Source organism: Vibrio rumoiensis (assembly GCF_002218045.2).
GTDB lineage: Bacteria > Pseudomonadota > Gammaproteobacteria > Enterobacterales > Vibrionaceae > Vibrio > Vibrio rumoiensis.
In genome coordinates, this window is sequence record NZ_AP018685.1 from 573,132 (window position 1) to 585,110 (window position 11,979).

At 42.1% G+C, this 11,979-nt stretch carries 6 protein-coding genes and 1 riboswitch; of the genes, 3 read left to right on the forward strand and 3 right to left on the reverse strand.

The window, feature by feature from the left end; all coding sequences use genetic code 11:
- Positions 1-49 precede the first annotated feature (49 nt).
- A complete protein-coding gene (gene metA / locus VRUMOI_RS02605) occupies positions 50-991 on the forward strand; it encodes a homoserine O-acetyltransferase MetA (RefSeq protein WP_089139220.1) in 942 nt (313 codons plus the stop codon).
- Between the two features lie 80 nt (positions 992-1,071).
- Here metA and VRUMOI_RS02610 read toward each other — a convergent pair whose 3' ends face one another.
- Positions 1,072-2,424: a cation:proton antiporter gene (locus VRUMOI_RS02610; protein WP_089139219.1), complete on the reverse strand. Its 1,353-nt coding sequence runs from the start codon at positions 2,422-2,424 to the stop codon at positions 1,072-1,074.
- A 236-nt stretch (positions 2,425-2,660) separates the two neighbouring features.
- Between VRUMOI_RS02610 and metH the strand changes: the two genes are divergently transcribed.
- Positions 2,661-6,326, forward strand: a complete 3,666-nt coding sequence (gene metH, locus VRUMOI_RS02615) for a methionine synthase (RefSeq protein ID WP_408646263.1) — start codon at positions 2,661-2,663, stop codon at positions 6,324-6,326.
- A gap of 227 nt (positions 6,327-6,553) precedes the next feature.
- Here metH and lysC read toward each other — a convergent pair whose 3' ends face one another.
- On the reverse strand, positions 6,554-7,903 hold the full coding sequence (gene lysC / locus VRUMOI_RS02620; RefSeq protein ID WP_089139217.1) for a lysine-sensitive aspartokinase 3: 1,350 nt from the start codon (positions 7,901-7,903) through the stop codon (positions 6,554-6,556).
- A 122-nt stretch (positions 7,904-8,025) separates the two neighbouring features.
- Positions 8,026-8,206: riboswitch (Lysine riboswitch) on the reverse strand.
- Between the two features lie 356 nt (positions 8,207-8,562).
- On the opposite strand from lysC, the gene VRUMOI_RS02625 reads away from it, so the two are divergent.
- Complete coding sequence (locus tag VRUMOI_RS02625; protein ID WP_089139216.1) at positions 8,563-9,684, forward strand: pyridoxal-phosphate-dependent aminotransferase family protein; 1,122 nt, start codon at positions 8,563-8,565, stop codon at positions 9,682-9,684.
- Between the two features lie 316 nt (positions 9,685-10,000).
- On the opposite strand, the gene VRUMOI_RS02630 is transcribed toward VRUMOI_RS02625, so the two are convergent.
- Positions 10,001-11,776, reverse strand: a complete 1,776-nt coding sequence (locus VRUMOI_RS02630) for a PglL family O-oligosaccharyltransferase (RefSeq protein WP_089139215.1) — start codon at positions 11,774-11,776, stop codon at positions 10,001-10,003.
- Positions 11,777-11,979 lie beyond the last annotated feature (203 nt).

Below are 11,979 nucleotides of genomic sequence, written 5' to 3' on the forward strand. Positions count from 1 at the left end.
ATATACTTATAGGTGTTTAGACGTCTAGATTGCTTATGGAGAGAGTGCAATGCCAATCAAGATTCCCGATCAGTTACCTGCTTCTGATATTTTACGTCAGGAGAGAATCTTTATTATGTCGGAAACTCGTGCTACCACACAGATGATTCGCCCACTTAAAGTTTTGATCTTAAATTTGATGCCGAAAAAAATTGAGACGGAAACTCAGTTCTTACGTTTACTGTCAAATAGCCCGCTTCAAGTCGATATAGAGCTACTTCGAATTGATGATCGCCCGAGTAAAAATACGCCTACCGAACATTTAAATAATTTTTATCGTCAGTTTGATGTGGTGAAAGATCGAAATTTTGATGGTTTGATCATTACCGGGGCTCCATTAGGTCTCGTTCAATTTGAAGATGTCGCGTATTGGGATCACTTACAGACCATTATGGCGTGGGCGAAAGATCATGTCACCTCGACATTATACGTTTGTTGGGCGGCACAAGCTGGCCTCAAATTGCTATATAACCTGCCAAAACGCACACGAAAAGAAAAGTTATCCGGTGTTTATCGCCATGATGTCGTTAGTGAATTTCATCCAGTAGTAAGAGGCTTTGATGATAGCTTCTTAGCGCCACATTCTCGTTATGCAGATTTTACGGATGAGTATCTTTCTAAGCACACCGATTTAGATATTCTGGCGACCTCTTCGGATGCCGGTGTCTATCTTGCGAGCAGCAAAGATAAGCGACACGTTTTTGTTACCGGGCATCCTGAATATGATTCTCATACTTTACATCATGAGTATATGCGAGATTTAGCTGAAGGGATGGATCCGGCGGTTCCAGTAAATTATTACCCTAATGATAACCCTGATAATCCACCAATTGCGAGCTGGAGAAGTCATGGCCATTTACTCTTTTCCAACTGGTTAAACTATTGTGTGTATCAACAAACACCATACGATTTGGATCATTTCTCAGTAGATAATTTTACGAAAGATGATTAAGCGTTTTATTCAAAATCGTAGCTAATAAAAAAGCAGCATAACCGAAAAGTCATGCTGCTTTTTTTGTGAGGTGATTTGTTTTACACGTCTTTGTTTAACGTCTCTTTTTGTGTTGTTGAGTCTGCTTCAACTTGTGCACGTAATTTATCAGCATCTTCCATTTGTTTTTGGATCACTTTTGCTTTATTGATCATTGGTGTGATCGTCGAGCCTTGAATTAATATCGAGAACACAACCACGGCATAAGTCATCACCATGATGATTTCTTTTACATCAATATTGTCGGCGGTAACAAAGTATTTTCCATGTGGAATAGAAAGTGCCATTGCTAACGCAAGACCGCCACGTAATCCACCCCAGGTTAAGATCTTCACTGACCATTTATTGTAAGTACGGAAACGCTTAAAGCCGATAAACGGTATCCACACACTTAAGAAACGAGCGAGTAGAACCAGTGGAATCGCAATGGCCATCATAATCCAATCTTCAGAATGGAATTCAAACAATAATAGCGACATACCGATAAGCAAGAACAAGATGCCATTTAGAAACTCATCAATTAGCTCCCAGAAATGATCCATGTGCTCGGTACTTTCTTTTGAGAAACCAACGTAGCGAGTCCAGTTACCAATCATGATACTTGAAACGACCATTGCTAATGGGCCTGATACTTCAAGTGTTTCGGCAAAAGCATAACCTGCAGTGGGAATACAGATCATCAATAGTAGTTCCATTGAGTGATCATTGGTTGAGCTGATTAGATAATGGAAAAGCAAACCTAATACGAACCCGTAAGCAATACCACCGACGGCTTCTTGCATGAATAAGCTTAATACTCCACCAACCGTTGGTGCATTGCCACTAAAGGCGACGGTAAAGATTGTTACGAAGATAACTAAGCCAATACCATCATTAAATAGTGACTCACCTTCAATTTGAGTTGAAATACGTTGTGGTGCTTTAAGTTTTTTAACAATTGCGAGTACTGCAATGGGGTCTGTTGGTGAAATTAGCGCACCAAACAATAAGCAATAAATGAGATCTATATGAATATCGATTAGATTACAGATGCCGTATAAGCTGAAACCGATAAAGAAGGTGGAGAATACCGTACCACCAAAAGCGAGGATGGCAATTTCCCATTTCTGATCTGCAAAGTGAGGTAATTTAATACCTAAGCCCCCTGCAAATAATAAAAAGCCAAGAATTCCATTTAACAAGAAGCTTTCAAAGTTAATTTCAGCCATTGTCTTTGAAGCAATATCGACAAGGTTGAACCAACCACTTTGACCAGCAATAAGGATTAGCAGGGAGAGCATCATTGCTCCGGCTGTTATTGCAATTGTCGTCTGTAGACGACCAAATTTTGCATTAATCAATGCTATTACCATCGCAGCAAACGATAGGAAGCAAAGGGTGTTATAGACCGACATAATTAAACCTTGGCTAATGTAACAAATTGTAATCACGCAATTTTCGTGCGCTTAATGATAAATATCAATATATTTTTAATAAGATTAGAGTAAAGCAGATAAAAAGCATGTTAAAAAGGCATATATTAGTCGTTTAAACTTGTTTTAGACGTCTAGATTTCTATGTTAGGATATCTTAAAGAATTAAGGAAAGAGGTTGTATCGTGGCTGGAAGCTCAAATTCTCATCGTAGTGAAATAAAACATCAAATTCAGACATTATTAAAATCTCGCATTTTATTGATTGATGGCGGCATGGGGACCATGATCCAGTCTCATCAACTGCAAGAAAATGATTACCGAGGTGAGCGCTTTGCTGATTGGCATAGTGATCTCAAAGGTAACAACGATTTATTAGTATTAACTCAACCGCAGCTGATCAAGAAAATTCATAGCGATTACTTAGCGGCTGGCGCGGATATTCTCGAAACGAATACTTTTAACTCCACTACCATCGCGATGGCGGATTACGACATGGAAAGCTTGAGCGCAGAAATTAACTTTGCTGCCGCTAAGCTTGCCCGTGAAGCAGCCGATGAGTGGACGGCAAAGACACCAGAGAAACCTCGTTTTGTCGCTGGTGTGTTAGGGCCCACTAACCGCACTTGTTCGATTTCACCTGATGTCAATGATCCTGGTTTTCGTAATGTCACATTCGATGAGTTAGTGGTTGCTTACTCTGAATCTACCCGAGCGCTAATCGACGGTGGGGCAGATATCATCATGATCGAAACGATCTTTGACACCTTAAATGCAAAGGCTTGTGCTTTTGCGGTGCTCAGTGTCTTTGATGAATTAGGTTTTAAACTCCCTGTGATGATTTCTGGCACGATTACCGATGCCTCTGGACGTACCCTTTCAGGTCAAACGACTGAAGCATTTTATAATGCGATGCGTCATGTTGAGCCTTTATCGTTTGGTTTGAACTGTGCACTTGGGCCTGATGAGCTTCGTCAATATGTTGAAGAGCTTTCTCGCATTTCAGAAAGTCATGTTTCAGCTCACCCGAATGCCGGCTTACCGAATGCTTTTGGTGAATATGATCTTGAACCACGAGAAATGGCCAAACACATTCAAGAATGGGCCGAAAGTGGTTTTCTCAATATGGTTGGTGGCTGCTGTGGCACTACTCCTGAACATATTCGTCAAATGGCTCGAGTTGTTGAAGGCGTTAAACCTCGCGCATTGCCAGAGTTACCAAAAGCCTGTCGCTTATCCGGTTTAGAGCCATTAACGATTGATAAAGACTCGTTATTTGTGAACGTGGGTGAGCGTACGAACGTAACGGGTTCTGCTAAGTTCAAGCGTCTGATTGTGGAAGAGCAATACGATGAAGCGCTTGATGTGGCTCGTGAACAAGTCGCGAATGGCGCGCAAATTATCGATATCAATATGGATGAAGGGATGCTAGATGCTAAAGCCTGCATGGAGCGATTCCTGAATTTATGTGCCTCTGAGCCCGAAATTTCTAAAGTGCCAATTATGGTTGACTCCTCGAAATGGGATGTCATTGAAGCCGGTTTAAAATGCGTACAAGGTAAGGGCATCGTCAACTCTATCTCAATGAAAGAAGGGGTTGAGAACTTTATTGAGCAAGCCAAACTGATCCGTCGCTATGGCGCGGCAGTGATCGTGATGGCATTTGATGAAGTGGGCCAAGCGGATACTCGCGAACGTAAAACCGAAATTTGTACTAAGGCCTACCGTATTCTGGTGGATGAAATTGGTTTCCCACCTGAAGATATTATTTTTGACCCGAATATTTTTGCTGTCGCGACTGGTATTGATGAGCACAATAATTATGCGGTCGATTTTATTGAAGCAGTCGGTGATATCAAGCGAGACCTGCCTTACGCGATGATTTCGGGTGGGGTATCTAACGTTTCGTTCTCATTCCGAGGCAATAATTACGTACGTGAAGCCATTCATGCCGTGTTCTTATATCACTGCTTTAAGCGTGGTATGGATATGGGGATCGTGAATGCTGGTCAGCTTGAAATTTATGATAACGTTCCTGAGAAATTGCGTAATGCGGTGGAAGATGTCGTACTCAACCGCCACGGCAATGCTACCGAAAACCTTCTAGAGTTGGCCGAAGAATATCGTTCAAATGGTGTGGGTAAAGCAGAAGATCCCGCTTTATTAGAATGGCGTACTTGGGAAGTCGAGAAACGTTTAGAGCATGCGTTAGTTAAAGGTATCACTGAGTTTATTGTTGAAGATACTGAAGAGGCACGCGCTAAAGCCAAGATGCCTTTAGAAGTGATTGAAGGGCCATTAATGGATGGCATGAACGTAGTCGGTGACTTATTTGGTGAAGGTAAAATGTTCCTTCCTCAAGTGGTGAAATCGGCGCGTGTGATGAAACAAGCGGTCGCCTACTTAGAACCTTACATTAATGCTGAAAAACAAGTAGGCCAAACCAACGGTAAAATTTTGTTAGCCACGGTCAAAGGCGATGTACATGACATCGGTAAGAACATCGTTGGGGTCGTATTGCAGTGTAATAACTACGAAATCATCGACCTTGGCGTGATGGTACCAACCGAGACCATATTAAAGGTTGCTAAGGAAGAAAACGTCGACATCATTGGCTTGTCTGGTTTGATTACGCCATCGCTTGATGAAATGGTGCATGTGGCCAAAGAGATGGAGCGTCAAGGCTTTGATTTACCATTATTGATTGGTGGTGCCACTACTTCAAAAGCTCATACCGCGGTGAAAATTGAACAAAATTACTCACAACCTGTGGTGTATGTGAATAATGCCTCACGCGCGGTTGGGGTGTGTTCTGCATTGCTATCCGATACGTTACGCCCCGCTTTCGTTGAGAAGCTTGATATTGATTATGATCGAGTGCGCGATCAACATGCTCGTAAACGTCCTCGTACTAAGCCGGTTACTTTAGAGCAAGCACGTGAAAATAGAGTGAATATTGATTGGCAAGCTTATACACCGCCGGCCCCCGCTAAACCCGGCGTGCATGTGTTTGAACATATTGATACGGCTATTTTACGTCAGTATATCGATTGGACACCGTTCTTCTTAACTTGGGGATTGATGGGGAAATACCCTTCTATTTTTGATCATGAAGAAGTCGGGGAAGAGGCAAAACGTTTATACGATGATGCCAATGTTTTCTTAGACCAAATTGAACAAGAGGGAATTCTTAAAGCTAGCGGTATGTGTGGCATGTTCCCAGCCAATAGCGTGGGGGATGATATAGAAGTGTATTCGGATGAATCTCGTACAGAGGTCATTAAAGTTTTACACAATTTACGCCAGCAAACCGAAAAGCCAAAAGGTCCGAACTATTGTTTATCCGATTACATTGCCCCGAAAGACAGCGGTAAAGCAGATTGGATCGGCGGCTTTGCCGTAACCGGTGGTATTGGTGAGCGTGAATTAGCGGATTCTTATAAAGCGCAAGGCGATGACTTTAACGCCATTATGATCCAAGCGGTAGCTGACCGATTAGCCGAAGCATTTGCTGAATATATGCATGAGCAAGTACGTAAAGATATTTGGGGTTATGCAGCGGATGAGAACTTAACCAATAATGATTTGATTCGTGAAAAATACCAAGGTATTCGCCCAGCCCCTGGTTATCCTGCTTGCCCAGAACATACCGAAAAAGGCAGCTTGTGGGAGCTTTTAAAAGTAGAAGAAACCATCGGCATGTCTTTGACCACGAGTTATGCGATGTGGCCGGGTGCCTCCGTTTCTGGTTGGTATTTCTCACACCCTGATTCTCGTTACTTTGCGATTGCGCAGATCCAACAAGATCAAGCAGAAGAGTATGCACAGCGTAAAGGGTGGGATGAAGTCGAAATGGAGAAATGGTTAGGGCCGAATTTGAGCTAAGGATGGAAAGAGCAGTTCCTAGTCCCTGGTCCCTAGGTGGTGGAGGCTGTTAACTCTTTTTGTTTCTTTGAGCTATTTAGCAGCTAAAAATAAAGGCGATGACTTATTAATAGTCATCGCCTTTAATCTTTCTGAATATTTGAAATTTTATTTACTGAATAAAGAAGTTAAAGCAGTTTCCTAGAGCTTCTTTTTCTAGGAACTAGGGACTAGCAACCTAGCTCTTTTTACTCAAACAACTCTCTATGTAGTACTTCTACCGCTTTTTTAGCTTCTGCTTCGCCAACTAAAAAGCACAAGTTATGAGGGCTCGCACCGTAGCAAATCATACGCAAGTTGAAATCTTCTAACGCACCGAATACTTGTTTAGCATAACCTTTTTTAGCGCTCATTTTATTACCAATTAGTGCTACTAGGCTGAGGTTATATTCCACTTCAACTAAGCACAATTGCTCTAATTCTGCTTTGACATCGGCAGGTAGCTCGGGCGCTTGGCCAGAGGTGTTGGTTTGGTCGAGTGTCAATGATACGCTAACTTCAGAAGTGGTGATCAAATCAACGGAAATTTGATACTTCGCGAGAATATTAAATACCTGTGCCAAAAAGCCGTAAGTTTGGAACATATCAGGGCTACGCAGCGTGACCATGGTCTGGTTGTTACGTAAGGCTAGGGCGCGAAATAGTGGGGCACTTTCAACTTGTTTACGAATCCAAGTGCCGCCTTTTTCTGGTTCGCGAGAAGAACCGACGAATACAGGGATCTGGTGGCGAAGCGCAGGAAGAAGTGTCGATGGGTGCAAAATTTTCGCACCAAAATTCGCCATTTCAGACGCTTCACTAAAGCTGATTTCAGGAATCGGTGTTGCTTTCGGTGCTATACGAGGATCGGTGGTGTAAATACCTGGTACATCTGTCCAGATTTCCAAACCAGAAGCCTTTACCGCTTCGGCAATGAGCGCCGCACTATAATCACTGCCACCACGACCAAGCGTTGTCGTGTTACCTTCCACATCACTACCAATAAAACCTTGAGTGACCACAACATGTTGCTGGCAAAGTGGGTAAAGTTTTTGTTGTGCTAGAGCTGATATATCGGCAATAACCGGTTCTGCTTTGCCGTGATCTGAGTTGGTACGTAATACTTCACGAATATCAAATCGAACAGCGTTAATACCGCGCTCAATCATTAGCTGAGTTAAAATGTGAGTCGACATTAATTCACCGCAAGCAACGATGTGATCGGTGAGTTTATCGCCCGATTGAAAAGAAGCCGCTTCAGCCATACTGGAAAGAGTGGTTAAAATAGTATCGATCGAATATCTGGTTTTTTCTTGTTCGGAAAATTGTTCGATGATGCTGTAATGAATCGCACGAACTTTGTCCAAGATAGCTTGGCGATCATCGGGATTTTGTACCCCAAGTGCTAGCTCAACTAATAGATTTGTTACACCAGAACAAGCACTACTGACAACCAATTTTGTTGACGGGTTATCTTCAATAATGGCGGCACAGCGGCTCATTGCTTCGAAATTGGCCACGCTGGTGCCACCAAACTTTGCTACGTTAAATGCGCTCACGGCATTGTCTCCCAATATACTCAAATAAGGCCTATTTATAGGCAAACGTCCAATGTTGAAGAGAGATTTCTTAGAGCAGGGAAATACATAGAAGTGAATCACTAGAATCGTGTGACCATGTAAATCTTAGAAGCTCTTCACTAAGCTAAGCACTTAGTGACAGTTGTCAGGATTCAACCTGAGCAACCGATGTGATAAATTTCCGAGCATTTATCCATCTCGGCGTAACTCCCCCTGAATGACAAGTTTAGGATCTCGGGATCCACTGGTCATCTACCTGGGTTACGCTCCTCTTCCGAACGATGAGATTTCAGTGGTTGAAATCATCATCAAAGTTCAACCATATCCTATGGCTGAAGGAGTCTACATTGAACGTTGTTGTATTAAAAAAGTCAATCACTGAAAGGTGATGGAGCGAGATTTTTTTTACGGTTGATTTGTCGACAATAATAATTAAAACTGTACACAATTAGTTGAGGGGGCTCACAGCTTTATTTACCATTAATGAGGACTCCTTCTAGGCATGGTAGTTTTACCGTAGCTTGCACATATTTAAGCACACCAATTTTGCTAATGTTATCTATGCTATTTCCCAAAAGTAGCGATAGAGTCGTGGCACTAGTGAATGATAATTATGGAATATACCATTAAGGATAATTATGACTATTCAGCGCTTTTTCCCACCTCGTCGAATTTTAATGGGCCCAGGTCCTTCTGATATTTCATCGGATGTTTTACAAGCATTAAGTCGTCCAACGGTTGGCCACTTAGATCCTCTGTTTATCGGCATGATGGATGAAGTGAAAACGTTGCTTAAGTATGCTTTTCAAACCGACAATGATTTTACGATTCCGGTTTCAGCTCCCGGCAGTGCGGGGATGGAAGCCTGTTTTGTGAACTTGATTGAACCGGGCGATAAAGTCATTATTTGCCGTAATGGTGTGTTTGGTGAGCGGATGCGTGAGAACGCGATTCGTAGCGGCGCCCAAGTGGTGCTGGTAGATGATGAATGGGGTAAACCAGTCAGTGTTGAGAAAGTGGCGGCAGCCTTTGCTGAAAACTCGGATGCGAAAATTTTAGCCTTTGTTCACGCGGAAACCTCTACGGGGGCATTAAGTGATGCACAAGCGCTATCTAAAATCGCTAAGCAATATAATGCGCTAACGATTGTCGATGCTGTGACATCATTAGGTGGTGTGCCATTGAAAGTCGATGAATGGCAGTTAGATGCGGTGTATTCCGGTAGCCAAAAATGTTTATCATGTGTACCGGGTTTGTCACCCATTACTTTTTCACCTAAAGCCATTGCAAAGATCCAAGCACGCACGACGCCTGTTCAAAGTTGGTTTTTAGACCAAAGCTTAGTGCTTGGTTACTGGAGTGGTGAAGGAAAACGAAGCTATCACCATACTGCACCAGTGAATAGTCTCTATGCACTGCATGAAGCTTTGCTTGGTTTGTATAATGAAGGGCTAGAAAATGCCTGGCAACGTCATGCCGATATGCACCAGAAACTAAAACAAGGTCTTGAACAATTAGGTTTTAAATATGTGGTAGATGAAGAATGTCGCTTGCCGCAGTTGAATTCTGTTTATTTGCCAGAAGGTCTAGATGATACCAATACTCGTCAACATCTATTGAATGAATACAATCTTGAAGTTGGTGGTGGATTAGGAGCATTGGCTGGTAAAGTTTGGCGGATTGGCCTCATGGGGTATAGCGCAAAAAGTGAAAATGTGGCGTTGTGTTTGAAGGCGTTGCAAGAGACGATAGGGAAATGAAAATAGGGGGCTAGGTTGCTAGTCCCTAGTTTCTAGAAGAGTTTTTTTGTAGCTCGGACGCTTCTTTATTACTTTCATTAGAGGGTAAATTTAATAACGTCATTCCAAAAGTGAGGAACGAACTGTTTGGAATCTCCTAATGGTGGCTGGAGATCCTGAACTGCGCTCCTACGTCGCTTTTCAGGATGACGATTTTCCCTACCAATTAATAGATTTGGACAACGAGCGAAGGGAAATCCTGCGTTCATTGTCCATTTTTATATTGTAGAGAGCTCCAGAGTGCACATCTAGGAGCTCGTTATTAGGAGCTAGAGACCTATTCTTCTTTAGCCGTTGCCTCTGCCCTTGAAACCCTTTCCTCTGGTGGAATATAGCGGATCTTAGAAAAGTCTTGGTTTGGGAATAAGAAACTCGCTTCTTTACGTACTTCTTCTGCTTTTCTGTTATCGCCAACAGCTTGGTAAGCCGCAATTAATTTTGAATAAAATGCAGCTCTTGGTTTGCGTTTGATGACTTGCGTTGCCCAATCAATATAAGGTTGGATGTACTCTGGCTTACCTAAATGTAGGCCGATATTGAGCTGAGTGCTATAAACGTCCCAATCAAATCGATCCTTCCAAACACTCGGATTAGTGACTTGATTTAATAAGTCAGGGTTGATTGGTCTAGTGTATTCAAAGCGGCTCAGTACATTATTAGTATGTAGCGCTGTGATCATAAAAAAGCCTGTAATGATCGGAATGAGCAGGGACAATACGCTCAGTAAGCTTTTACTGATTTTACTAAAGTTAATGACTTGGTATGGCGCGGTTAATTGGTCAACCCAGTAAATGAGTATGATGAAAATAATCCAGTGAATAGCTGAATGATAAAACGGATACTCAAGTTGGGTATGCAACACGATCGGGAAGAATAAAGCGATTAACGCTAAACGTGTCCCAGATTGCGATTTTCTGACCTTTCGAAATACGGCTAAAGCGGCAATTAACAGGCCTAATATCGATATTATTCCGCCTTCAACTGCCCAATATAAGATTTCATTATGTGGATGATCCATCGAAGGTAATCCTGGGTGATAACTAGGATTCAGTTGGTGCTGTCTTGCGGTGTAAACCATATAAGCAGGTTCAAACTTACCATAACCATAACCGGTGAGAGGTTTCTCAATGACCATATCTAATGTTTGTGGAAAGGTATAACGACGTGGGCTTTCTAAGTTTGATTTTTTAGCGATTAAATCATTTCCACCATTAGCCGTCGCTAAAGTATAACCACCGGCTAGGCCTAAAATGACAGAGATCATCCACAATGTCATGACGCGTTTTGGTAAGAACTTCATCAAATATGGAATCAGCAATAGAGTTGAGACCGTTGCGCCTAACCAACCAGTTCGAGATGCGAGAACCCATAACAACGGAATTGTGATTATCGGCATGAGTAATAACAAAATAGAAAAGGCTTTATTCAGTGTGACATTGCTTTGTTTCTGTCTCGCCAGTAGATAAGAAGAGACGGCTAGCCCTGTTGCGAAAAAGCTTGCGGTGACGTTTGGTTGTTGGAAAATCGCAAACGGACGGTTTTGCTCGGTGTTATAACCGAATGAATTACCAGGTTCTAAAAATAAGTATTGGAAGTAGCCATAAGCAGCCTCGATACACACTGCACCCACAATGAAAAAGAGTAGGGTTTGTTTTTGTTTAATCGACAGTGGATATTGATGCAAAATGACGAGGAGAAGCCAACCTGCCCATAACCCAATTAGGCGTAATATGGAATCTTGAATATTCGCGTTTGAATAAAACACTGGAATCGTCAAAATCACACAAACAACCAGCATTGAGATAATCAGCGAAGTCACACGAAGTACTCGTTGATTCGCAATCGCGTATAAGCCGATACCAAAACTGACACTTAATGCTAACCAAGTCGTGTTATTAAATGATAACGCGAGGCCAGCACCTCCAGGGTTAGGCTGAAAAAAATGCATGGCAAGTAAGAAAACAACTCCGAGTGACCAAAGAAAAGGTTTTGCCAATATATTGGGTTCAGATACCTTTTCAAGCTTAGTGCCTTGGATGTGTAAAGTTGCCATGTAAAGTACAGCCTCTAGATATTTTAGTTCTATATGAGTGTCTTATATTAACATTATTTGTGCGAAATGGATGACGAAAAATACCTACGGCGAGGCCGTTTAAGATAAGGTTAGCTTCCAATATTGCAATTTAAGTGTTGTGATAATAAAAGAGAATTGATAAATGCAAGGTAAGCATCAATCAACTCTCTTTTCGGTTTAGT